Here is a 22,547-nt window from a genome sequence, read left to right as displayed (position 1 = left end):
CCCGGCCGGGTCAGTCAGTCACGCGGATCGTGCGGGTCGAGGCCGAGCAGCGGGAAGACGGCCTTGCGGGTCGCCGCGATCGCCCGGTCGACCGGGCTCGGTTCCCCGGTGGGCTGCCACGGCTCGTACCCCGGGTCGACGTCGTCGGTCATCCGCAGCGGCACGTCGAAGCCGGGCCGGCGGGCGGCGGCCAGTTCCCGCCAGGCCGGCGGGGTCAGCGTCGCCGGATCCAGCGGCGCTCCGGTGGCCACCGCCAGCAGGTGCGTCCAGGCCCGGGGCACCACCTCGACCAGGGCGTACCCGCCACCGCCGGTGGCCACCCAACGCCCGTCGCACAGCTCGTCGGCGAGCGCCCGCAACGCCAGGTAGGTGGCGCGCTGCCCGTCGACGGACAGGTGCAGGTCGGCGAGGGGATCGACCCGGTGGGCGTCCGCTCCGCACTGGGTGAACAGGAGTTGCGGACGGAACGCCCGCAACACCGACGGCACAACCGCGTGAAAGGCACGCTGCCAACCGGCGTCCTCGATGCCGGGCGGCAACGGGACGTTGACCGCGGTGCCCGCGGCGTTCGGGCCGCCGGTCTCGTCCGGGAAGCCGGTGCCCGGGAACAGCGCGAGCGGGGTCTCGTGCAGGCTGACCGTCAGCACCCGGGGGTCGTCCCAGAAGATCTGCTGCACCCCGTCGCCGTGGTGCACGTCCACGTCGACGTACGCGATGCGCTCGGCACCCAGGTCGAGCAGGCGGGCGATGGCCACCGCCGGGTCGTTGTAGACACAGAATCCGGCCGCTCGGGCGGGCATCGCGTGATGCAGGCCGCCAGCGACGTTGACCGCCCGGCGGGCCGTGCCCCGCCACACCGCCTCGGCCGCGATCACGCTCGCCCCCGCGACCAGCGCGCTGGACTCGTGCATCCGGTCGAAGACGGGATTGTCCGAGGTGCCCAGACCGAATCCGGCGAAGAGCGGATCGCGCGGCGCGATCCGGACCGCGTCCAGGTAACGCGGGTCGTGCACCCGGGTGAGCAGAGCGTCGTCGGCCGGTGTCGGCGGCACCAGGCGCACCCCGGCCCGTTCCAGCACGCCCAGCTCGCGGGCCAGGGCGATGGTCAGTTCCACCCGCACCGGATCGAGCGGGTGGTCACCGAGGTCGTAGCCGAGCAGCGACTCGTCCCACACCACCACCGTGTCGTCGGACATCTGCCCATGGTCGCACGAGGGCCGGTCGGCGGCCCGGCGGCCGGGCCCGGCGACCCGGGTACGCCGCCGCCGAACCCTCGACCCGGCCGTCAGGTGTCGGAGACGGTCAGGTGTCGGTGGCCACCGGTCGGTCCGGGTCGGCGACCCAGTTGCTCCACGAACCCACGTAGAGCGCGGCGTCCGGGCGGCCGGCCAGGTGCAGCGCGAGCACCGCCTGGGCTGCGGTCACCCCCGATCCGCAGTACGCCCCGACGGGAGCCTCGGCGGTCACGCCGACGGCGGCGAAACGGTGCCGCAGGGCCTCGGCGGCCGGGAAGCGGCCCTCGGTGACGTACTCGGGCGCCGGCAGGTTCACCGCGCCGGGGATGTGACCGGCGACCGGATCGATCGGCTCGTGCTCGCCCCGGTAGCGGGGCGCGGCCCGCACATCGACCAGGACGCCGTCGCCGGCCGCCAGGCGGGCGGCGGCCGTGGCGTCCAACACCGGCAGGGACCCCGGGCGGACGGTCACGTCGCCCGGTACCGGATCGGTTCGGTCGGTGCTGACCGGCAGACCGGCCGCCGTCCAGGCCGGGTAGCCGCCGTGCAGCAGCCGGACCGCCCGGTGCCCCGCCCAGCGCAGCGTCCACCAGGCCCGCGCCGCGGACATCCCGTCACCGCCGTCGTACACCACCACCGGGTGCCCGGCCCGCACGCCGGCCGCCCGCAACGCCGCCTCCAGCGCGACCGGTTCGGGCAGCGGGTGCCGCCCGGCCGGGCCGGGAGCGCCGCACAGCGCGGTGTCCAGGTCGACGAAGACCGCGCCCGGTAGATGTCCGGCCAGGTAGTCGTCCCGCCCGGGCGGCCCGATCAGACGCCAGCGGACATCGAGCAGGGTGGGCGGGTCGGTGCCGTCGAGCTCGGCGGCGAGCCGCTCGGCCTCGACCAGAAGTTCCTCGCTAGCGGGCATGGCCCCCAGTCAACACCACGAGTGACATGCCCGACGGCTCGGCAACCGGCCTCCAGGGTGCGGCAGGGTACCATCGAGGCCTGGAGGGCCGCTGACACCATGAAGACCCACGACCTGGTCGATACGACCGAAATGTACCTGCGTACGATCCTCGAACTCGAGGAGGAGGGTGTGCCTCCGCTGCGCGCCCGGATCGCCGAACGCCTGCGCCAGAGCGGCCCCACGGTCAGTCAGACCGTTGCCCGGATGGAACGCGACGGACTGCTCACCGTCGAAGGTGACCGGCACCTCAGCCTCACCGACCAGGGGCGCAACGCCGCCGTCTCGGTGATGCGCAAGCACCGGCTCGCCGAGCTGCTGCTGGTCAACGTGATCGGGATGCCCTACGAGGAGGCCCACGAGGAGGCCTGCCGCTGGGAGCACGTGATGAGCGACGCGGTCGAGAAGCGGGTCTACGACCTGCTCAACCGGCCGACCCGGTCGCCCTACGGCAACCCGATCCCGGGGCTGGACGAGCTGGGCTCGCCCCAGTCCGAGCCCGAGCCGACGGACGTCGAGCGCAACCTGGCCTTCCCCGGTCTGACCGGCACGGTCATCGTGCGACGGATCTGCGAGAGCGTGCAGACCGACGCCGAGGTGCTGCGGCAGCTGCACGCGGCCGGCGTCGACCCGGGTGCCACGGTGACCGTGGCGCAGGAACGCGACGCCGTCTCGATCGACCGCTCCGGCGAGAGCGTCCGGCTGCCCCGCGAGATCGCCTCCCGCGTCTTCGTCGCCGCCGCCTGAGCACGGCGCGCACCCGCCGCCCTCAGGTCACGTAGGGGCAGTGTCGGCAGCCTCGGCCGCAGCAGGTGCCCCGGCGGGCCAGGAAGCTGGCCGTGAGGACGAACAGCCCCGTCTCCGGGTCCGGATAGCCGGAGTCACCCGCGGCCAGGGCGGCGGCGTGCTCGGTGAGGATGCGCTGCCGGCCAGGATGATCGAGCGGCAGCCGGGACGGGTGCGGCTCGGTCAGCGGCCGAGCCGCCAGGGGCCGTCGTTCTCCGCTCATCACCGGCAGTCTAGGTTCTCCCCGATCGCGTCCATCCGTGCTGGCCCCGCCCAGCGGCGGGACAGCGGACCAAGTCGATGAAGGAGACCCAGTGGCCCAGTACGCAGTCCTGATCTACTCGCCGGCACCGGCCGACCCGATGGACCTCACCCCCGACTACGTCGCCCTGCTGGAGCGGTATCCCGCGCAGGTGGCCGAACTTGGTGGGCAGATCGTGACGGGTTTCGCCCTGCAACCGAGCACCACCGCCACCGCGGTGCGCGGCGACCTCGTTACCGACGGCCCGTTCATCGAGGCCAAGGAGGTCGTGGCCGGGTTCTTCGTGCTGGAGGCACCCGACCTGGACACCGCGGTGCGAATCGCCAAGCTGAACCCGGCCACCATCCACGGCGGGGTGGAGGTCCGGCCGCTGTTCGAGCCGCCAGCCGAGTGAGCGCCGACGAGCGCGGCGTCGGGCCGGCCACGGCCGCCGAGGTCGAACGGGCCGTCGCGGACGCACACCGCCGCGAGTGGACCTTCGTGCTCGCCGCCACGGCGCGCGTCGCCGGTGACTTCGACCTCGCCGAGGAGAGCGTCCAAGAGGCGTACGTGGCCGCGCTCGGCGCCTGGGCCCGCGACGGCGTACCGGAGCGTCCCGGCGCCTGGCTCACCGCCACGGCCCGGCGCAAGGCCCTCGACGTGCTGCGCCGACGGCAGGTGCTCCGCGCGAAACTGCCCCTGCTGGTGGAACCGGACCAGGCGGAACCGGACGTCCCGGACGAGGTGGCGGTGCCGGACGACCGGCTGCGCCTGGTCTTCACCTGCTGCCATCCGGCGCTCGCCCGGGAGGCGCAGGTGGCGCTCACCCTGCGCCTGGTCTGCGGGGTGAGCACCGCCGACATCGCCAGCGCCTTCCTGGTCCCCGAGCCGACCATGGCGGCGCGGATCACCCGCGCCAAGAAGAAGATCGCCGCCGCCCGGATCCCCTACCGGGTGCCCGAGGCCGTCGAACTGCCCGACCGGCTCGACGCGGTGCTCACCGTCGTACACCTGCTCTACACCACCGGGCACACCGCGCCCAGCGGCGGTGACCTGGTCCGCGCCGACCTGGTCGACCGCGCGCTGCACCTGGCCCGGATGCTGACCGCCCTGCTGCCCGACGAGCCGGAGGTACGCGGGCTGCTCGCGCTGCTGCTACTCACCGACGCGCGCCGGGCCACCCGCACCGACGCCGAGGGCCGGCTGCTGCGACTGGAGGACCAGGACCGCTCCGGTTGGGACCGGGACGCCATCGCCGAGGGGCACCGCCTGGTGCTCGACGCGTTCCGCACCGGACGCACCGGCCGGTACGCGATCCAGGCTGCCATCGCCGCGCTGCACGCCCTCGCGCCCAGCTACCAGGCGACCGACTGGCCGCAGATCGTCCGGCTCTACGACGCGTTGCTGACGCACTGGCCCTCACCGGTGGTCGCGTTGAACCGGGCGGTGGCGGTGTCGATGGTGGACGGACCAGCCGTGGCGCTCACCGAGGTCGACGCTCTCGCCCGGGACCTGCGGCTGGCCGGCTACCACTACTTACCGGCGATCCGGGCCGACCTGTTACGCCGGCTCGGCCGCGACGCCGAGGCGGCGGTGGCCTACCGGGATGCCCTGGACCTGGTCGACAACGATGCCGAACGGGACTTCCTCACCACCCGCCTCGACCAGGTCCTCACCTCCTGACGACGTTTGCGCTGGGCTATCGGGCGGACGGCGGGAAGGTCGCCCGGTAGTCGCGGGGACTGACGCCGACAAGCTGCCGGAAGCACGCCCGGAAGGCGGTCGGCGACGTGAAGCCGACCAACTCGCCGATCCGCTCGACCGGCTGGTCGCTGCGCTCCAGCAGGTGCTGCGCCCGACGGACCCGGTGTCGGCTGAGCCAACGCATCGGCGTGGTGCCGGTCTGGTCGCGGAAGTGCCGGCTCAACGATCTCGGGCTCATCATCGCGTACGCGGCGATCTCGGCCAGGGTCAGCGGACGGTGCAGGTTGTCGGTGAGCCAGGCCAGCAGCGGTTCGAGACTGTGCCCGGCCGGCGCGGGTGGCTCGTACGCGATGAACTGTGCCTGCCCACCGGCCCGCTCCAACGGCATCACGCAGCTGCGGGCGGTCTCGGCGGCGACGGCGGCGCCGTGGTCGCGGCGTACCACGTGCAGGCAGAGGTCGAGCCCGGCGGCGGCGCCGGCCGAGGTCGACACCGGCGCGTCTTCGACGAACAGCACGTCCGGGTCGACGATGACGCTCGGATAACGGCGAGCCAACTCGGCCGCGGCAGCCCAGTGGGTGGTGGCCCGCCGGCCGTCGAGCCGACCGGCGGCGGCCAGCACGAAGGCGCCGGTGCAGATCGAGAGCAGCCGGGCCGGGCTGTCGGCCAGTGCCGCGCGGACCGCCTCCGGCACCGGCGCGTCCAGGTCGGCGACTCCCGGCACGACCACCGTGTCCGCCTCGACCATCGCGGACAGGTCGTACGGCACCCGCAGCCCGAACGCACCGGCCCGGACCTCGCCGGTCGCCCCACAGACCCGGACCTGGTACGCGGCAGCGCCGTCGGCCCTACGGGCCCGGCCGAACACTTCCACCGGCACGGCCAGGTCGAACGGGACCACACCGTCGTACGCGACCACCACCACTCGGTGCATGAGCCCATTCTGGCGAGAACCCGTCGGTCGATGGCTCGCCGGCCCCTGCTCTCCCGCGCCGCCGGTACCTACATTCACCGCTCATGAACATCGTCGTGCCGCTGCTCATCGGCGTCCTCTACGTCTGCCTCAACTCGCTGATCCGGGAACCGCACCGCCGCCGCCTCAACGCCGTCATGATCGCGGGAGCGGGCGCGGCGTACCTCAGCGGTGGTGGGCTCGGCGCGTGGGAGTTCCCGTTCGTGGCCGTGCTGGTCTACGTGGCCTTCCGAGGGCTGGAGTCGTGGCGGTGGATCGGTGTCGGCTGGCTGCTGCACACCGGCTGGGACGTCGTCCATCACCTGAAGGGCAACCCGATCATCCCCTTCGCCCACGACTCGTCCTTCGGCTGCGCGATCTGCGACCCGGTCATCGCGCTCTGGTGCCTGACCGGCGGCTGGTCGCTGCGGGACCTGCTCCGCCTCCGCTCGGCCGAGCCCGTGGCGGCTACCCGAACCAGGTGATCTCCTGCCCGTGCCCGCGCGTCCAGGCCAGCGGCTGCCCGTCGAGCGCGAGCACGTTGAGGTGCGCGTCGCTCGGTGGCTGTGGCAGTGCGGCGTACCGCAGCACGCTCGGCCCCTCGTTGGCGATCCAGTGGCCGGGCAGCCGGCGTACCTCCTCGGCAAAGGCCGACCGGCGCGGCGTCGGCACCAAATAGAGCACGCTGGTGTGGAAGACCACCAGGGTGGCGTCGGCCGGTGCCCGCGCGGCCAGCGCCGGCAGGTCGTCGACCAGGTCGCCGCGGACCAGCAGCGGCGGATCGGCTGCGGCGATTGCCGCCGCCGACCGTAGCCGGTCCCGGCGGTGCTCGTGCTCCGGCCAGATCAGGGCGTCCAGCCAGGCCAGGTCGGCGGGCTCGGTCACGTCGAGCGGATTCAGGTCCAGGCCGGCCCGCCACACCACCTCCGGCCGGTGCTCCGGCGGCGTCAGGTTCGTGGCCACGCAGTCGAGCACCGGCTCGCCCGCGCCGATCAGGTGGCCACCCGGGCTCCCGTCGCTGCCGGCGTAGCGGTACGCGTACCGGTCCGGGTAGAGGCAGAGCCCGGCGGAGGCGCCGACCTCCAGCAGCGCGAGCGGCTGCGGGAGCGCCGCGAGCAACGGCAGCAGTACGGCACAGCGACCGGCCTCGTTGGTCTGGGTGACCCGGGCACGGACCTCGGCCTCGACCGTCGACCAGTTGGCCTGCACGTAGTCACCGAACGCGGCCGGATCGTCGACCGGCCCGCCGAGCAGGCGCACCACGCCGAATAGCAGATTCGGCTGCTGCTTGGCCTCCGGCAGGGTGCCGAGCAGGCCGAGCAGCTTCTCGTCCCCGGGACACGAAACGGGCCAGCCGCTCGTACGCCGCAGAGACCCCGCGCGCCTCGCGCTCGGCGAACCTGACGTAGCGGTGACCGATCGTCATCGCCCGATCATCCCAACAACCCGGTCCCGGTGAACGGTGACCTTCCTCGCCGCCGCTCGTCACGAGATCTTGGTCCGAAACCGCCCTCGGAGGGGCGGCTTCGGACCAAGATCCGTGGCCGTCGGTGGATGCGGCACGCCGAACAGGCCGGCTGCACGAAACGAGCCCCGGGCGGTGATCCGCCCGGGGCTCGTCGCGTACTCCGGTCAGCTGCAGCCGCTGGTGGAGCCGCAGCCCTCACAGACGTAGCAGCTACCGGCGGGGCGCATCTTCGTACCGCAGGTGAAGCAGAGCGGCGCGTCGGCGGCCTTGCCGATCACGGCCTCCAGCAGTTCGGTGCTGGAACCGACCGACGGTGCCGGCTTGACCGCGGCGACGTCGGCGAGTTCCTGGGCCGGCTGGGCGACCGGGCCGGCCTTCGGCTCCTCCGGCTTGGTTTCCACCGGGGCGGAGGCGGCCATCGCGGTCAGGTCCGTGCCGTTCGCCTCGGCCTCGGCCTCGGCGGCGAGCTGGGCGGCCCGCTCCTTGGCGGTGAAGATGCCCAGCTCGGCGCGGCGCTCGTAGGGCAGGAAGTCCAGCGCCAGGCGACGGAAGATGTAGTCCATCACCGAGGCGGCCATCCGCACGTCCGGGTCGTCGGTCATGCCGGCCGGCTCGAAGCGCATGTTGGTGAACTTGCTGACGTACGTCTCCAGCGGCACGCCGTACTGCAAGCCGATGGAGATGGCCACCGAGAAAGCGTCCATCACCCCGGCCAGCGTGGAGCCCTGCTTCGACATCTTGAGGAAGACCTCGCCGAGACCGTCGTCCGGGTACGACGAGGCGGTGAGGTAGCCCTCGGCCCCGCCCACGGAGAAGGAGATGGTCTCCGACGGGCGCTTCTTCGGCAGCCGCTTGCGCACCGGGCGGTACTCGACGACCTTCTCCACCACCGGCTCGACCGCGGTGACGGTCGCCTCCGGCTCGGCGGCCTTCTTCTTCGCCGCCGACAGCGGCTGGCCGACCTTGCAGTTGTCCCGGTAGATCGCGAGGGCCTTGAGGCCGAGCTTCCAGCCCTCGAAGTAGATCTTCTCGACGTCCTCGACGGTGGCCTGCTCCGGCATGTTCACCGTCTTGGAGATGGCGCCGGAGATGAACGGCTGGACCGCCGCCATCATCCGTACGTGCCCCATCGGCGCGATGGACCGCTCGCCCATGGCGCAGTCGAAGACCGGGTAGTGCTCCGGCTTGAGGCCGGGGGCGTCCACCACGTGGCCCTGGTCGGCGATGTGCTCGACGATCGCCTCGACCTGCTCCTCCGGGTACCCGAGGGAACGCAGGGCGCGCGGCACGGTCTGGTTGACGATCTGCATCGAGCCGCCGCCGACCAACTTCTTGAACTTGACAAGCGCCAGATCGGGCTCGACGCCCGTGGTGTCGCAGTCCATCATCAAGCCGATGGTGCCGGTCGGCGCGAGCACACTGGCCTGGGAGTTGCGCCAGCCGTTCTTCTCACCGATCTTGTTGCCGAGGGTCCACTGCTTGGTGGCCTCGCGGGTCAGCGCGGTGGCCACCGTGCCGGTCGGCTTGATCTCGTCGTTGGCGGCGGCGTGCTTGCGCATCACCCGCTTGTGCGGCTCCGCGTTGCGGGCGTAGCCGTCGTACGCGCCGACGATGCCGGCCAGCTCGGCCGAGCGACGGTACGCCGTGCCGGTCATCAGCGAGGTGATCGCGGCCGACAGCGAGCGGCCCTGGTCCGAGTCGTACGGCAGGCCGGAGGCCATCAGCAGGGCACCCAGGTTGGCGTAGCCGATGCCGAGCTGCCGGTACGCCCGGGTGGTCTCGCCGATCTTCTCGGTCGGGAAGTCGGCGAAGCAGATCGAGATGTCCATCGCGGTGATGACCAGCTCGACGCTCCTGACGAACTTCTCCACCTCGAAGCCGCCGTCGGCGCGGAGGAACTTCATCAGGTTCAGCGAGGCCAGGTTGCACGAGGAGTTGTCCAGGTGCAGGTACTCCGAGCACGGGTTCGAGGCGGTGATCCGGCCGGTCTCCGGGCAGGTGTGCCAGTCGTTGATGGTGTCGTCGTACTGCAGGCCCGGGTCGGCGCACTCCCAGGCGGCCTGGGAGATGGTGCGGAACAGGTTCTTGGCGTCGATGGTGTCGATCACCGCGCCGTCGAGCCGGCCACGCAGGTCGAAGCTGCCGCCGTTCTCCACCGCCGACATGAACTCGTCGGAGACCCGGACCGAGTTGTTGGCGTTCTGGTACTGCACGCTGACGATGTCGGAGCCGCCCAGGTCCATGTCGAACCCGGCGTCGCGCAGCGCACGGATCTTGTCTTCCTCGCGCGCCTTGGTGACCACGAACTCCTCGATGTCCGGGTGGTCGACGTCGAGGATGACCATCTTGGCCGCGCGGCGGGTGGCGCCGCCGGACTTGATGGTGCCGGCGCTGGCGTCGGCACCGCGCATGAAGCTGACCGGGCCGGAGGCGGTGCCGCCGGAGGAGAGCAGTTCCCGGGAGGAACGGATCCGGGACAGGTTGACCCCGGAGCCGGAGCCGCCCTTGAAGATCAGCCCTTCCTCCTTGTACCAGTCGAGGATCGAATCCATCGAATCGTCGACGGCGAGGATGAAGCAGTTGTGCACCCGCAGGTTGCCGGCCAGAAACTCGCCGCTCTCGGTCTGGATGTCGTACACCTCCATCGACCCGATCGGCTCGATGCGGTCGATCTCCAGCCGCTTGACGTCGGCGGCCGGCCGGCCCGGCTTGGCGAAGCCCGCTTCGAGCTTGGCCATCTTCTCCGCGCCGACGAACCCAATGTGGGTGGCGAAGAGGTCCCGGTCGCCGTCGTTCTGGATGCGGACCGTCCACACGCCCTTGCGATCCGGACGCGAATCGGCCTTGAACGACACCCGGGAGAAGATCCCGAAGCGCAGCAACAGGCTCTGCACGCCCCGGATCAGCTCCTCCGAGATCATGTCCGCCGCGACGAGCGTGGACCGCTCGCGCGCCGAGACGTAGCCCTCGGCCTGGAAGATGCTGCGCAGGTACCCGGCGACGACCGGCAACGGCGCGGTGAACAGCCGCTGCGGCACCCGCATGTCGGTACCCCGGGTCAGCAGGTCCCACTTCTGCACGAACGGCCGAAGATGCTCGCCGTAGAGGCGGGTACGCCGGCAGTCGAGGTTCTGGTCCTGGGTGGTCACCGAGCGCTCCTTGCGGTGCGCGCCAGGGAACACCTCGTCGAGGATGGTGGTGACCCAGTCCATCTCGTCGTCGTTGACGGTCATCGCCTCGATCGTCAGTGACCGGTTGGTGCCCTCGGCGTACTGGCCGACGAAGCCGTCCGACTGCAACCAGCCGGCCAACGCGGCCTCGCGGACCTCGCGCAGCTCCAGTTCACTTTCGCCGTAGGCGTAGGTGCGGTGCCATTCGAGCTTGTCGCCCGGGTTGAGGCTGCCGGCCTCAACCCACTCACCGGTGCCGCTGCCAGTGCTCTTCCACACCACGTGGTCCGGCGTGACATCGAGCGTGTAGCCCGCCTTGGTGTGCAGTCGGAGTACGTCGCGCACCCCGTTCGCCTTGACGGCGACGATGCTGGTGATGCCGGTGCCGTCGTAGACCTTGGCACCGACGGAACCCTCTTCGACAAGCTTGCCGATCGGCACCAGCCCGCCGGGGGTGCTGACCAGCGAGTCGTACGGCAGGCAGGCGCTGACCTGCTGCGGTGAGGGGGTGCCGACGTTGAACCAGACCGGGGAGTTGAAGCTGAACACCTGGTGTAGCAGCATCCAGGTCAACTCGTGGGCGAAGACCTCGGCGTCGGCCGGGGAGGCGAAGTAGCCGTACTCCTCACCGGCGGTGCGGTAGGTGGTGACCACCCGGTCGATCAACTGCTTGAGCGACCACTCGCGCTCCGGGGTCCCCACCGCGCCCCGGAAGTACTTGGTGGTCACGATGTTGGCCGCGTTGACGCTCCAACTCTCCGGGTACTCCACGCCCCGCTGCTCGAAGTTGATCGAGCCGTCCCGCCAGTTCGTCATCACGACGTCGCGGCGTTCCCAGCTGACCTCGTCGTACGGGTGCACTCCCGGGGTCGTCCAGACCCGCTCGACCTTGAGCCCCGCGCCCGCCTTGTTTCGTGACCTGCTTGTCGTCACACCGTCCCCCGGCATCTCATCCGCCCCCTCGTCCGCGCGGGCCCGCCGCGCGATCCGACTGTCACTGGTACTTCTGGAATTCACTGCGCGCTGGCCGGCTCGGCACCGGCAGCCTCGCGGGCACGCGCGGCGGCCCGTAGCGTGTCGATCTCCCGCTCGAAGTCGGCGAGCGAGTCGAACGACCGGTAGACGCTGGCAAACCGCAGGTACGCGACCTCGTCCAGGTCCCGTAGTGGACCCAGGATGGCCAGCCCCACCTCGTGGCTGGGGATCTCGGCGGCCCCCTTGGCCCGGACGGTCTCCTCGACCCGCTGCGCCAGCAGCGCGATCGAGTCCTCGTCGACCGGCCGGCCCTGGCACGCCTTGCGCACCCCGCCGATGATCTTCGTACGGCTGAACGGCTCGGTCACGCCGCTGCGCTTGACCACGGCGAGCACCGCCTCCTCGACGGTGGTGAACCGCTTGCCGCACTCGGGGCAGGCCCGCCGCCGCCGGATCAGTTGGCCGTCGTCGGCCTCCCGCGAGTCGACCACCCGGGAGTCGGCGTGCCGGCAGTACGGACACCGCATCGCCCGACCTCCTCGATCGACCACAGGGCCGCCCCGCCCGCCCCCGGGCACGCCTCGGTAAGCCGGCGCCATCCCCGCAGGATGGTCGCCGGCCCGGCGGTACGGGAGTGCGGTCGGTAGTCGAACCCAACCTGTAGGCAACTTACGCCCATGTGACTACTACATCTAGGGGTCGACCGTAGGCCGCCGACGATCCGGGGTCAAGTTGGTCGGCGTGTCCGGCGCGTCACCCGATCCCCCCGTTTTTCACAACCGGTGGACCCAACGCGACGCCACCCACGCCGGTTACCACCGGCCCGGCGCGAGCATCGACAATTCCCCGCCACTCGAACACCCGTACTATTTATCAGGAAGGACCCGGGCGTCGCGCTGATTTCCGGATCGACACGCGACCAAAGGTCGTACAGATGTTTGAAAAAGACCGATCTCACCTATACGGTCATGAACAACCGGAGGTGACCATGGTCGACCCGCCGGCCAGCAGACCACCGCGCGCACCACGAGCCGCCGAGGCACCCAGCGCCGACCAGGGAGGACGGACGTGACCGAGGACCGGGCCAACCGGCCACAGAGCCCGCAGCAGAGCATCGAGGCGGGTCCGCCGGCCGCCCGACGCCGGAGTGTCACCCGCGCCCGTTCCGGTCAGCCGACCGTACGTCCGGTGACCCCGGTGGTCAGCAGCTTCCCCGACCCGGCGACCGTCGACCTCACCGCCCGGCAGCGACGCATCCTCGACTTCATCCGCACCTGGGTCGAACGCCACGGCTACCCGCCGAGCGTGCGCGAGATCGGCGAGGCGGTCGGGCTGGTTTCCCCGTCTAGCGTCGCCTACCAGCTCAAGGAGTTGGAGAAGAAGGGCTTCCTCCGGCGCGACCCGAACCGGCCCCGGGCCGTCGACGTCCGCTCCCCGAACGACGTCGACGACGAGCTGAGCCGCTCCCAGCGCCCCACGCCGGCCTACGTCCCGATGCTCGGTCGGATCGCCGCCGGTGGCCCGATCCTCGCCGAGCAGTCGATGGAGGACGTCTTCCCGCTGCCGCGCGAGCTGGTCGGCGAGGGCGAGGTCTTCATGCTCCAGGTCAAGGGTGACTCGATGCTCGACGCGGCGATCTGCGACGGCGACTGGGTGGTCGTCCGGCAGCAGCCGACCGCGGATTCGGGTGAGATCGTCGCCGCCATGCTCGACGGCGAGGCGACCGTGAAGACCTACCGTCTGCGTGACGGTCACGTCTGGCTGATGCCGCAGAACCCGGCCTTCGACCCGATCCCCGGCGACGACGCCACCATCATGGGGCGGGTGGTCGCGGTGCTGCGCCGCATCTGAATCGGCGACCGGGACCGGGTACCGACCCACGCTCGGTACCCGGCCGTCACATCAGTACCGGTCGCCCCGGTAGCCGTAGTGGCCGCCGCGCACCTGGCCGTACGGTTCGCCGTCGTCCTCCCGGTAACGCCCGGACCGTCGCCCCCGGTAGTCGGGCTCGGCCGGACCGCCACGTCGGGGAGGCTCCGCCCGCCCACCGGTACCGGGCTGCGCGCCACCACGGGCACCGCCGCCGCCATAGACGCCACCGCCCGGGCGTCCACCGCCGCCGGACGGTCGACCACCGCCCGGCCGCCCGCCGTAGACCGGAGCGCCCTCACCACCGGGCCGGCCCGCACCGCCGCCGCCGTAGACGCCTCCGCCGCCCTGCCCCGGGCGAGCACCGTTGCCGGCGGCCGGTCGGCCATTGCCGCCGCCGTAGACGCCGCCGGAGCGGGCGCCGCCGGCCGGCGATCCCCCGTAGACGCCACCGGCCGCTGCCCCGCCGTACACCCCGCCCCGGCCCCGGTCCTGGGCCGAGCCGAATCCGTCGCCCTTTTGCTTCGCGGCGTCCACGTCATCGTCGCCGTCACGGTTGCGCCCGGCCGGTGCCGGACGCTTGCGGGCGCGCAGGATGCCGAAGATGCCCGCGCCGACCAGCAACGCTCCGAGCACGCCGACCGCCGCGATCAGGTACATGATGTCGGTCGGGGTCAGGCCGTCGAGGAACGACTGACCCGACTTCTGCGCCGCGTCGGGATCGTTCGCCAGGTCTTTCGGCCCCTCGGTGGAGGGGGTGTAGCTGAGGATGTTGACGGGGTCGTCGTCCTCCAGGTGACCGGCGTCGGAGACGGTCAGGAACGTCTTGCCGTCGGTCGAGTAGGAGATCGCCTCGCCGAACGGGTCCGCCAGGGCGGTGACCCGGGGAGTGGTCGTGGTGAGGGCGGTGACGATGTCGCCGTTGGCGACGTCGTACTCGAAGGCGTCGGCGTAGGTGCGCAGGACCACCCGTGAGCCGTCCAGGGATCGGGCCGCACCGGTGATCGCGACGCGCCCGAAGGTGCTCAGCGGATTTTCGGTGTCCGTCCTGGGCAGTTCGATGTCGCCGAGCTTCTTCATCGGCACGGGCTCGGTGTTACCGGTCTTCAGTGGCCCGTCCGGGGTGAAGATCTCGGCCTTGCCGGCGGTGACCTTGGTGATGATCAGCGGTAGCTTGTCGTCGCCGATCAGCAGCGCCTCGGCATCGCGCGGCTCGCCGTCCGGGTACGACAGGCGGTGCAGCTTCGGCTGGCTGCCACCACCGATCGGCATGCTCCAGACCGCCACCCGCTCACGGCGTTCGCGGCTGGTCACGTTGTCGCCGGTGTCGGCGATCCACAGCGTCTTGCCGTCCGGGGCGACCGCGAGGTCCTCGGTGTCGAACGGCCCCGCCCCCGAGTAGGGCACTTCGCGGACGACCTGGCAGTCCTTGTTGAGGTAGAAGACCCGCTTACGGTCGTCCTGCTCGGTGCTGTCGTTGACGACGATGTAGCCGTTCCTGGTCGCCACCAGGCCGGACAGCTCACGCAGTCGCGAGTCGGTGACCGAGCACTGCTTCTTGCCCGCCGCGGTGACCGGCGGCCCCGCCACGGCGGCCGGAGGGGCCGCCACCAGGGAAGACGCTGCCTTGGCGGGGGTCGAGCCGGGCGCGGCGAGCGCGGCACCGGTGACCGCCACGGTGACCCCGGCCAGGCCGAGGGCAACCGTGACGGAGGAAACAGTGCGGAGCATGAAAGAAGTGTCGCATGCCGCAGGTTTCCGTCGGGTGACGCGGCAGCCCGGTCACCGCGGGCGATCACCGCGCGGTACGGGCCGCCTGCGCCGTGTCATGGTACGGGGTCAGTTCGGCCGCGAGTGCCTCGTTGACCCGTACGTGCAGCATCGTCCCGTCCGGCAGGTGGGCGGTGCTGAGCACCTCGCCCTGCCGATGCAGTCGGGCCACCAGGTCGCCCCGGTCGTAGGGCAGCACCACGCGCAGCTCGACCGCCGGGCGGGGCAGCCGCCGCTCGATCGTCTCGCGCAGGTCGTCGATGCCCCGGCCGTTGTGTGCCGAGACGAAGACCGCGTCGGGCCAGAGCCGCTTGAGCCGCAGCAGGGTCTCCTCGTCGGCCGCGTCGGTCTTGTTGACCACCAGCAGCTCGGGCAGCCGGTCGGCGCCGACCTCACCGAGCACCTCGCGGACGGCCCGGACCTGCTCCTCCGGGTCGGGGTGGGCGCCGTCGACCACGTGCACGACCAGATCCGCCTCGGCGACCTCCTCGAGCGTCGACCGGAACGCCTCGACGATCTGGTGCGGCAGGTGCCGGACGAAGCCGACGGTGTCGCTCAGCGTGTAGACCCGGCCGTCGGACGTGGTGGACCGACGGGTGGTCGGGTCGAGCGTGGCGAACAGGGCGTCCTCCACCAGCACACCCGCCCCGGTCAGGCGGTTGAGCAGGCTGGACTTGCCGGCGTTGGTGTAGCCGGCGATCGCCACCGCGGGCACCGCGTTGCGGGTCCGGCGGGCGCGCTTGGTCTCGCGTACCGTCCGCATGGCCTTGATCTCCCGGCGCAGCCGGGCGATCCGGTGGCGGATGCGCCGCCGGTCGGTCTCCAGCTTGGTCTCACCGGGACCACGGACGCCGACGCCGCCGCCGGCACCGCCACCCCGACCCGACCCACCGGTCTGCCGGGACAACGTCTCACCCCAGCCGCGCAGCCGGGGCAGGAGGTATTCCAGCTGGGCCAGCTCGACCTGGGCCCGGCCCTCCTTGCTCTTGGCGTGCTGGGCGAAGATGTCGAGGATCAACGCGGTGCGGTCGACCACCTTGACCTTGGTGCGCTGCTCCAGGTTGCGCAGCTGGGACGGGGACAGCTCCCCGTCGCAGATCACCGTGTCGGCGCCGGCGGACAGCACCACCGAGCTGAGGTCGTCGACCTTGCCGCGGCCGATGTAGGTTGCCGGGTCGGGGCGGTTGCGTCGCTGGATGAGCCCTTCGAGCACCTGCGATCCGGCGGTCTCCGCCAGCGCGGCCAGCTCGGTGAGGGAGTTCTCCGCGTCGAGGAGGGTGCCTTCGGTCCAGACGCCGACCAGAACCACCCGCTCCAGTCGGAGCTGTCGGTATTCGACCTCGGTGACGTCGGTCAGCTCGGTGGAGAGACCGGGGACCCGTCGCAGCGCCTGCCGTTCGGAGAGCTCGTACTCGCCGGTGGTGGTGTCGAGCTCGTCGTCGGGGATGGAAACGTAGGTCTCCTGGTCTCGCAAGCGATCTCTCCTGTCCGTTCTGTGCACGTACCGAGTAATCCTGACATGTGTCAACGCCCGGTGCACCTGGTATATGCCCACCTGCGGACCGGCGGGAGCGGGGGCGGATGCCGGCGGCCCGGGGCGGGCGAGTAGAAATGCGGACGAGCCGTTCAGCGCCGACGGAGGGACCTGCGTGGCCACGACCCGACTGCCCAGTGCCGGATTCTCGATCACGATCCGGATCGCCGTGCCCGCCGACGCCTCCTCGATCGGCCGGCTCACCACGTCGGTGGGTGAGGCCGGGGCGATCGTCACCGCGCTGGACGTGGTCGACTCCGATCCGACGAACGTGATCGTCGACCTGACCTGCGACACCGCCGACGCCGGTCACGCCGACCAGGTGGTCGACGCGCTCAGCGCGCTCGACGGCGTGGACGTCCGCAAGGTTTCCGACCGCACCTTCCTGCTGCACCTCGGCGGCAAGATCGAGGTCAGTCCGAAGGTCGCGCTGCGCAACCGGGACGAGCTGTCGCGGGCGTACACCCCAGGGGTGGCCCGGGTGTGCCAGGCGATCGCGGACAACCCCGCCGACGCCCGCCGGCTGACCATCAAGCGCAACACGGTGGCGGTGGTCAGTGACGGCTCGGCCGTGCTGGGGCTGGGCAACCTCGGTCCCGCCGCGTCGCTGCCGGTGATGGAGGGCAAGGCGGCGCTGTTCAAGCGCTTCGGCGGGGTGGACGCCTGGCCGGTGGTGCTGGACACGCAGGACACCGACGAGATCGTCACCATCGTCAAGGCGATCGCGCCCGCGTACGGCGGGATCAACCTGGAGGACATCGCCGCGCCGCGCTGCTTCGAGATCGAGGCCCGGTTGCGCGAGGCGTTGGACATCCCGGTCTTCCACGACGATCAGCACGGCACCGCCATCTGTGTGCTGGCCGCGCTGACCAACGCGCTGCGCGTCGTCGGCAAGCAGCTCGCGGACGTCCGGGTGGTGGTCTCCGGCGCGGGCGCCGCCGGCACCGCGATCATGAAGCTGCTGCTGCGCCAGGGCGTCGGTGACATCATCGCGTACGACCGGCAGGGCGCCCTGCACCGTGGCCAGGCCGACCTCAACCCGGCCTGGCGGTGGCTGGCCGAGAACACCAACGCCGACGGCTACTCGGGTGACCTGCCCGGTGCGCTGGCCGGTGCCGACGTCTTCATCGGGGTGAGCGCGCCGAACCTGCTCACCGGCGACGACATCGCCACGATGGCGAAGGACGCGATCGTGTTCGCGTTGGCGAACCCGGACCCGGAGGTCGACCCACGGGAGGCGCGCAAGCACGCCGCGGTCGTCGCCACCGGCCGCTCCGACCAGCCAAATCAGATCAACAACGTGCTCGCCTTCCCCGGCGTCTTCCGTGGCATGCTCGACGCGCACGCCGAGGAGTTCACCGAGGAGATGGCGATCGCCGCCGCCCGGGCCATCGCCGACGTGGTCGGCGAGGAAAAAATCAACCCGACGGTCATCGTGCCCAGCGTCTTCGACTCCCGGGTCGCCCCGGCGGTCGCCGCCGCCGTCCGCGCCGCCGCCCAGAACCCCACCGTCACCCCACCCCCCGCCGCCGACCCCGGCCCCGCCGACCTCCCCGAAATCGCCGCCTCCGCCTCCGCCACCCCCTGACCCTCCCCTCCCCGCCCACCCTGACCGGCGTTGATCATGAGGTTAGCGGCGGTTTGAAGATCGACAACTGCCGCTAACCTCATGATCAACACGGGTCAGAGCGGGGGGAGGGTGAGCTGGCCGGTGGCGACGAGGAGGGCGGGGCCGGAGAGCCAGCAGGAGTCCTCGTCCACGGTCACGGTTAGGCGGCCGCCGGGGACGTCGACGGCGACAATCCCGGTCTGCCGGTTGGCGTCGCGTAGGGCCACGGCGGCGACGGCGCAGGCGCCGGTGCCGCAGGAGAGGGTCTCGGCGGAGCCACGCTCGTGGACGCGCATCAGCACGTGTGCGTCGACACCGGCCACCGGCGCGCCGGCGGCGGTGAACTCGACGTTGACGCCGTTGGGGAAGACCGCCGGGTCGACGTCGGGGGCGCGGGTCAGGTCCAGCCCGGCCAGTTCCAGCCCGGCGGGTAGCGGGCAGACCAGGTGGGGATTGCCGACGTCCACCGCCGTGCCGGGCAGGGTCAGCCCGCCCAGGGCGGCGGCGGAGGCGTCGTACAGCCGGGGTCGTCGCATCTCGACCGCGATGGTCTCGCCGTCGACCCGGGCCCGCACGACGCCGGCCCTGGTCGCCACCGGCAGCGCGTCACCGGACGGGACGGCGAACCCGGTCGCCAGCAGGTACCGGACGAAGACCCGGGCGCCGTTGCCGCACATCTCGGCGAAGGAGCCGTCGGAGTTCCAGTAGTCCATGAACCACTCGGCCTCGCCGGCCAGGGCGGCGCCGTCGGGGTGCTTGGCGGCGCGGACCACCCGCAACACGCCGTCCCCGCCGAGGCCGCGGCGCCGGTCACAGATCGCCGCGACCAGCTCGGGAGTCAGGTCGAGCGCGCCGTCCGGGTCGGGCAGGATGACGAAGTCGTTGCCGGTGCCGTGCCCCTTGGTGAACTCCACGTCCCCATCATCGCGCAGTCCCACCGAGGATCCGCAGTGCGGCCCCGACCAGCTCCGGATCGGCCGAGTCGAGCCAGTGCACCCGGGGATCGCGGCGGAACCAGGAGCGCTGGCGGCGGACGAAGCGACGGGTGGCCCGGACCGTCTCGTCGTACGTCTCGGTCTCGGTCAGCTCCCCACCCAGGAAACGCAGCACCTGCTGGTAGCCGAGCGCCCGGCTCGCGGTAAGCCCCTGCGGCAGGCCGCGCTCGACCAGTCTCCGGGTCTCCGCGACCAGCCCGTCGGCCCACATCCGGTCGACCCGCGTCGCGATCCGCTCGTCGAGCAGCGCGGTGTCCAGGTCCACGCCGAGCTGCACCGCCGGGTAGTAGGGCGTCGGCTCGGGCAACGCCGCGGTGAACGGCTTACCGGTCAGCTCGATCACCTCCAGCGCGCGCACGATGCGCCGGCCGTTGCCGGGCAGGATGCCGGCCGCCGCGACCGGGTCGGCGTCGCGCAGTCGCGCGTACAGCGGCACCGGCCCGAGCGCGGCCAACTCGCCTTCCAGGCGTTGGCGCACTGCCGGATCGGTGCCGGGGAACTCGAACTGTTCCAGCACCGCCCGCACGTAGAGCCCGGACCCACCGACCAGCAGTGGCACCCGGCCCCGGGCGAGGATGTCGTCGACCGCCGCCCGGGCCAGCCGCTGGTACTCCGCCACGCTGGCCGGTTCGGTGACCTCCCAGATGTCGAGCAGGTGATGTGGTACGCCGTCACGTTCGGCGACGGTGAGCTTGGCCGTGCCAATGTCCATGCCCCGGTAGAGCTGCATCGAGTCGGCGTTGACCACCTCACCGTCGAGCGCGTGCGCCAGCGCGATGCTCAGCGCCGACTTGCCGGCCGCCGTCGGCCCGACGACGGCGACCACGGTGCTCGGGGCGGTCACGGCCGCTGCCAGTTCGCCACGAGGTAACCCACCCCGTAGGGCGCGGCGTGGTAACGCAGCTCGCCACGCCAGCGATCACCCGCCGCTCGTGCGGCACCGGCGAGCACCTGCCAGGGCGCCCGTCCCGCGACCTTGAGCTGCGTCGACAGGCCGGGATCCAGGCCGAGCAGGGCGTCGCCGTCCGCGTCGGCCAGGGCTCGCGCGACCGTCTCGTCGTACGCCTCGGCGCGCGGATCGGCGTAGCCGGGCGCCTTCTCGCCCCGGCAGGCCGAACCGTCCCCCATCACCAGCAGCGCCCACGGCTGGTCCGAGCCGAGCCGGGCACCGAGGTCGGCGCAGGTATCGACCGGGTCGGCGGCCCCGACCGTCGTCATCCGCCAGTCCATGCCCCGGTTCCTGGCCGACGGTCGCCGGCCGAGCAGCCACGCGCCGACCAGCAGGCTGAGCGGTAGATGGTCGGTGCCCACCAATCCGTCGGGGTGGTCGCCGAGGCGTACCTCAAGCGGCACCCCCCACGGCGCGAAGCTGCCCCGGAACGGAGAGTCGAGGTCGGCTCCGCGGTCGCCGGCCCCGATCACCAGGACGGTCCGCGCTTCCGAGTCGAGCAGGCGGGCGACGGCGGCGTCACAGGCGGCGCGCAGGTCGTCCAGCTCGGGCGCCGCGGCACCGGCGATCTCGGGGATGAGCAGCGGCGGGTGGGGGCAGACGGCGGCGGCGACCAGTGGCACCAGGCAACCGTAGCGGTCCGCTTCGGCAGCGTGGCCGCGTGCCGCCGGGAAGGACGACCGCGCCGCACGTACACCGTACGGTCGAAAGCGGCACGCCGGTCGGATGGCCCAGACAGGCCCTAGGACACCGTATGGTCACGGTCGGCGATAGGCGCTCGACGCGGACCGGGGCGCACCTGTGACAATGCCCGGAGAAACTTGGCTGCGCCGTGGCGGCGCCCGGGAGACTGCTCCCTGGTGCCGGGAGAACGAGGATGGGCACATGAGCGACTGGACTGCCTTCGGACGGGTGGACGCGGACGGCACCGTTTACGTCAAGACCGCCGAGGGCGAGCGGGTGGTCGGATCCTGGCAGGCGGGAGCACCGGAGGAAGGGCTGGCACACTTCGCACGCCGCTTCGCCGACCTGGTGACCGAGGTGGATCTGACCGAAGCACGGCTCAACTCCGGTGCGGCGGACGCCAACCATTCGCTCGCCACCATCCGACGGATCCGTGCTTCCCTCCCCGAGGCTCACGTCGTCGGCGACATCGACGCCCTGGCGACCCGGCTCGACAAGCTCGCCACCGTTGCCGAGGAGAAGGCCGGTGAGGCCCGGGCGGCGAAGGAGGCCGCCCGCGTCGAGGCGCTCGCCCGCAAGACCGCCCTGGTGGAGGAGGCCGAGAAGCTGGCTGCCGAGTCGACCGGTTGGAAGACCGCCGGTGACCGGCTCAAGGAGATCCTCGACGAGTGGAAGACCATCCGGGGGGTCGACAAAAAGACCGATGGCGAGTTGTGGAAGCGGTTCGCCGCCGCCCGGGACGGCTTCACCCGCCGCCGAGGTGCCCACTTCGCCTCCCTCGACGCGCAGCGCAAGCAGGCGCAGACGGTCAAGGAGGAGCTGGTCGCCGAGGCCGAGAAGGTCGCCGAATCGACCGACTGGGCGGCGACGGCCAACCACCTCAAGAACCTGATGACGCAGTGGAAGGCCGCGCCGCGCGCCTCGAAGGAGGCCGAGCAGAAGCTCTGGGAACGGTTCCGGGCCGCCCAGGACGCCTTCTTCAGCCGGCGTAGCGAGGTTTTCTCCGCCCGGGACAACGAGCAGCGCGCCAACCTGGAGCGCAAGCAGGCACTGCTCGCCGAGGCCGAGGCGCTCGACATCGACGGCGACCCGAAGGGCGCCCAAGCGAAGCTGCGGGAGATCCAGGCGCAGTGGCACGAGGCCGGTCGGGTGCCGCGCGAGGCGGCAGCCGGGCTGGAGCGCCGGCTGCGCGCAATCGACGAGAAGGTCCGCGAGGTGATGGACTCGGCCTGGCGGCGCACCAGCCGGGAGGACAATCCGCTGCTGGCCCAGATGCGTTCGCAGGTCGCGGAGGCAGAGGAGCGGCTGGCCCGGGCGCAGGCCGCGGGTGACACCCGACGGATCAAGGAGGCCGAACAGGCGCTGGAGTCCAAGCGCCAGTTCCTCAAGCTGGCTGAACAGTCGAGCTGAGTCGCGTCGGCTACCGAGCCCCCGCCCTTTGAGGCGGGGGCTCCGTTGTGTCCGTCCCGCCGGTACTTGACGACCAGACGAAGCGCGTTCGGGCGGCACACCCTTTACATCGACGACCGTCTGTGGTTCGCTGAGGAAAGCGCTTACCTATGGGCACGGCACGGGAGCCATCCGTACAGCGCAGTCAGCAATTGGTAAGTCCATTGGCAGGGACGGCCCGACCGGCACGCCCGTCTGGGCACCGGGC

At 71.7% G+C, this 22,547-nt stretch carries 17 protein-coding genes and 4 pseudogenes; 7 read left to right on the top strand and 14 right to left on the bottom strand.

Going from position 1 to position 22,547, the window contains the following annotated elements; all coding sequences use genetic code 11:
* Positions 1–14 precede the first annotated feature (14 nt).
* Positions 15–1,196, bottom strand: coding sequence for an acetoin utilization protein AcuC (locus O7597_RS19810; RefSeq protein WP_281580375.1), 1,182 nt, complete (start codon positions 1,194–1,196; stop codon positions 15–17).
* A gap of 106 nt (positions 1,197–1,302) precedes the next feature.
* Positions 1,303–2,145 carry a sulfurtransferase gene (locus O7597_RS19805; protein ID WP_281580374.1) on the bottom strand — a complete coding sequence of 281 codons (843 nt, stop codon included), beginning with the start codon at positions 2,143–2,145 and terminating at the stop codon, positions 1,303–1,305.
* 99 nt (positions 2,146–2,244) lie between these two features.
* On the opposite strand from O7597_RS19805, the gene O7597_RS19800 reads away from it, so the two are divergent.
* On the top strand, positions 2,245–2,931 hold the full coding sequence (locus tag O7597_RS19800; RefSeq protein WP_164445595.1) for a metal-dependent transcriptional regulator: 687 nt from the start codon (positions 2,245–2,247) through the stop codon (positions 2,929–2,931).
* A 22-nt stretch (positions 2,932–2,953) separates the two neighbouring features.
* Here O7597_RS19800 and O7597_RS19795 read toward each other — a convergent pair whose 3' ends face one another.
* Positions 2,954–3,193, bottom strand: a complete 240-nt coding sequence (locus O7597_RS19795; RefSeq protein ID WP_281580373.1) for a DUF5522 domain-containing protein — start codon at positions 3,191–3,193, stop codon at positions 2,954–2,956.
* A 91-nt stretch (positions 3,194–3,284) separates the two neighbouring features.
* Here O7597_RS19795 and O7597_RS19790 point away from each other — a divergent pair, with 91 nt between their 5' ends.
* Both O7597_RS19790 and O7597_RS19785 read left to right on the top strand, forming a co-directional pair.
* Positions 3,285–3,626, top strand: coding sequence for a YciI family protein (locus tag O7597_RS19790; RefSeq protein ID WP_281580372.1), 342 nt, complete (start codon positions 3,285–3,287; stop codon positions 3,624–3,626).
* Between the two features lie 86 nt (positions 3,627–3,712).
* Positions 3,713–4,894, top strand: coding sequence for a DUF6596 domain-containing protein (locus O7597_RS19785; protein WP_281583281.1), 1,182 nt, complete (start codon positions 3,713–3,715; stop codon positions 4,892–4,894).
* 16 nt (positions 4,895–4,910) lie between these two features.
* On the opposite strand, the gene O7597_RS19780 is transcribed toward O7597_RS19785, so the two are convergent.
* On the bottom strand, positions 4,911–5,849 hold the full coding sequence (locus O7597_RS19780; protein WP_281580371.1) for a helix-turn-helix domain-containing protein: 939 nt from the start codon (positions 5,847–5,849) through the stop codon (positions 4,911–4,913).
* A gap of 83 nt (positions 5,850–5,932) precedes the next feature.
* On the opposite strand from O7597_RS19780, the gene O7597_RS19775 reads away from it, so the two are divergent.
* On the top strand, positions 5,933–6,352 hold the full coding sequence (locus O7597_RS19775; protein WP_281580370.1) for a DUF6010 family protein: 420 nt from the start codon (positions 5,933–5,935) through the stop codon (positions 6,350–6,352).
* Here O7597_RS19775 and O7597_RS19770 read toward each other — a convergent pair.
* From O7597_RS19770 to nrdR, 5 genes and pseudogenes are all read right to left on the bottom strand, one after another.
* Positions 6,336–7,293 (bottom strand): annotated as a pseudogene (locus O7597_RS19770) (DUF2332 domain-containing protein). The gene O7597_RS19775 and the pseudogene O7597_RS19770 sit on opposite strands and share 17 nt — an antisense overlap.
* 206 nt (positions 7,294–7,499) lie before the next feature.
* A pseudogene (locus O7597_RS31805) lies at positions 7,500–9,914 on the bottom strand (vitamin B12-dependent ribonucleotide reductase); the annotation flags it as partial.
* 189 nt (positions 9,915–10,103) lie between these two features.
* Positions 10,104–10,985, bottom strand: a pseudogene (locus O7597_RS31800) (LAGLIDADG family homing endonuclease); the annotation flags it as partial.
* A pseudogene (locus O7597_RS31795) lies at positions 10,986–11,453 on the bottom strand (vitamin B12-dependent ribonucleotide reductase); the annotation flags it as partial.
* A 65-nt stretch (positions 11,454–11,518) separates the two neighbouring features.
* Complete coding sequence (nrdR, locus tag O7597_RS19760) at positions 11,519–12,007, bottom strand: transcriptional regulator NrdR (RefSeq protein ID WP_164445600.1); 489 nt, start codon at positions 12,005–12,007, stop codon at positions 11,519–11,521.
* Between the two features lie 541 nt (positions 12,008–12,548).
* On the opposite strand from nrdR, the gene lexA reads away from it, so the two are divergent.
* Positions 12,549–13,331: a transcriptional repressor LexA gene (gene lexA / locus O7597_RS19755; protein WP_164445601.1), complete on the top strand. Its 783-nt coding sequence runs from the start codon at positions 12,549–12,551 to the stop codon at positions 13,329–13,331.
* A 51-nt stretch (positions 13,332–13,382) separates the two neighbouring features.
* Here lexA and O7597_RS19750 read toward each other — a convergent pair whose 3' ends face one another.
* A complete protein-coding gene (locus O7597_RS19750) occupies positions 13,383–15,080 on the bottom strand; it encodes a hypothetical protein (RefSeq protein WP_281580368.1) in 1,698 nt (565 codons plus the stop codon).
* 64 nt (positions 15,081–15,144) lie between these two features.
* On the bottom strand, positions 15,145–16,593 hold the full coding sequence (hflX, locus tag O7597_RS19745; protein ID WP_269739267.1) for a GTPase HflX: 1,449 nt from the start codon (positions 16,591–16,593) through the stop codon (positions 15,145–15,147).
* Positions 16,594–16,768: 175 nt separating this feature from the next.
* Here hflX and O7597_RS19740 point away from each other — a divergent pair, with 175 nt between their 5' ends.
* Entirely contained in the window at positions 16,769–18,241 is a 1,473-nt protein-coding gene (locus O7597_RS19740; RefSeq protein ID WP_269739268.1) for an NAD-dependent malic enzyme, read from the top strand.
* Between the two features lie 95 nt (positions 18,242–18,336).
* Here the strand turns inward: O7597_RS19740 and dapF are convergent, their stop codons facing one another.
* Genes dapF through O7597_RS19725 form a run of 3 tightly spaced genes read right to left on the bottom strand, consistent with a single transcriptional unit; the run spans position 18,337 to position 20,829 of the window.
* Complete coding sequence (gene dapF, locus O7597_RS19735; RefSeq protein WP_269739269.1) at positions 18,337–19,176, bottom strand: diaminopimelate epimerase; 840 nt, start codon at positions 19,174–19,176, stop codon at positions 18,337–18,339.
* A 7-nt stretch (positions 19,177–19,183) separates the two neighbouring features.
* Positions 19,184–20,101, bottom strand: a complete 918-nt coding sequence (miaA, locus tag O7597_RS19730) for a tRNA (adenosine(37)-N6)-dimethylallyltransferase MiaA (protein ID WP_281580367.1) — start codon at positions 20,099–20,101, stop codon at positions 19,184–19,186.
* Positions 20,098–20,829 carry a class III extradiol dioxygenase subunit B-like domain-containing protein gene (locus O7597_RS19725; protein WP_164445605.1) on the bottom strand — a complete coding sequence of 244 codons (732 nt, stop codon included), beginning with the start codon at positions 20,827–20,829 and terminating at the stop codon, positions 20,098–20,100. Before O7597_RS19725 ends, miaA begins: the two co-directional genes overlap by 4 nt.
* A 262-nt stretch (positions 20,830–21,091) precedes the next feature.
* Between O7597_RS19725 and O7597_RS19720 the strand changes: the two genes are divergently transcribed.
* Complete coding sequence (locus tag O7597_RS19720) at positions 21,092–22,300, top strand: DUF349 domain-containing protein (RefSeq protein WP_164445606.1); 1,209 nt, start codon at positions 21,092–21,094, stop codon at positions 22,298–22,300.
* Positions 22,301–22,547 lie beyond the last annotated feature (247 nt).

The organism is Verrucosispora sp. WMMC514, from assembly GCF_027497295.1.
GTDB classification, from domain to species: Bacteria; Actinomycetota; Actinomycetes; order Mycobacteriales; family Micromonosporaceae; genus Micromonospora; species Micromonospora palythoicola.
Note: the sequence above shows the minus strand (reverse complement) of the source record. Positions and strands in the feature narration are given on the sequence as shown.

Excerpts from the sequence above, each read along its gene's own strand:
- O7597_RS19810 (WP_281580375.1), bottom strand. The coding sequence starts at position 1,196 with ATGTCCGACGACACGGTGGTGGTGTGGGACGAGTCGCTGCTCGGCTAC.
- O7597_RS19805 (WP_281580374.1), bottom strand. The coding sequence starts at position 2,145 with ATGCCCGCTAGCGAGGAACTTCTGGTCGAGGCCGAGCGGCTCGCCGCC.
- O7597_RS19800 (WP_164445595.1), top strand. The coding sequence starts at position 2,245 with ATGAAGACCCACGACCTGGTCGATACGACCGAAATGTACCTGCGTACG.
- O7597_RS19795 (WP_281580373.1), bottom strand. The coding sequence starts at position 3,193 with ATGAGCGGAGAACGACGGCCCCTGGCGGCTCGGCCGCTGACCGAGCCG.
- O7597_RS19780 (WP_281580371.1), bottom strand. The coding sequence starts at position 5,849 with ATGCACCGAGTGGTGGTGGTCGCGTACGACGGTGTGGTCCCGTTCGAC.
- O7597_RS19775 (WP_281580370.1), top strand. The coding sequence starts at position 5,933 with ATGAACATCGTCGTGCCGCTGCTCATCGGCGTCCTCTACGTCTGCCTC.
- nrdR (WP_164445600.1), bottom strand. The coding sequence starts at position 12,007 with ATGCGGTGTCCGTACTGCCGGCACGCCGACTCCCGGGTGGTCGACTCG.
- O7597_RS19750 (WP_281580368.1), bottom strand. The coding sequence starts at position 15,080 with ATGCTCCGCACTGTTTCCTCCGTCACGGTTGCCCTCGGCCTGGCCGGG.
- O7597_RS19720 (WP_164445606.1), top strand. The coding sequence starts at position 21,092 with ATGAGCGACTGGACTGCCTTCGGACGGGTGGACGCGGACGGCACCGTT.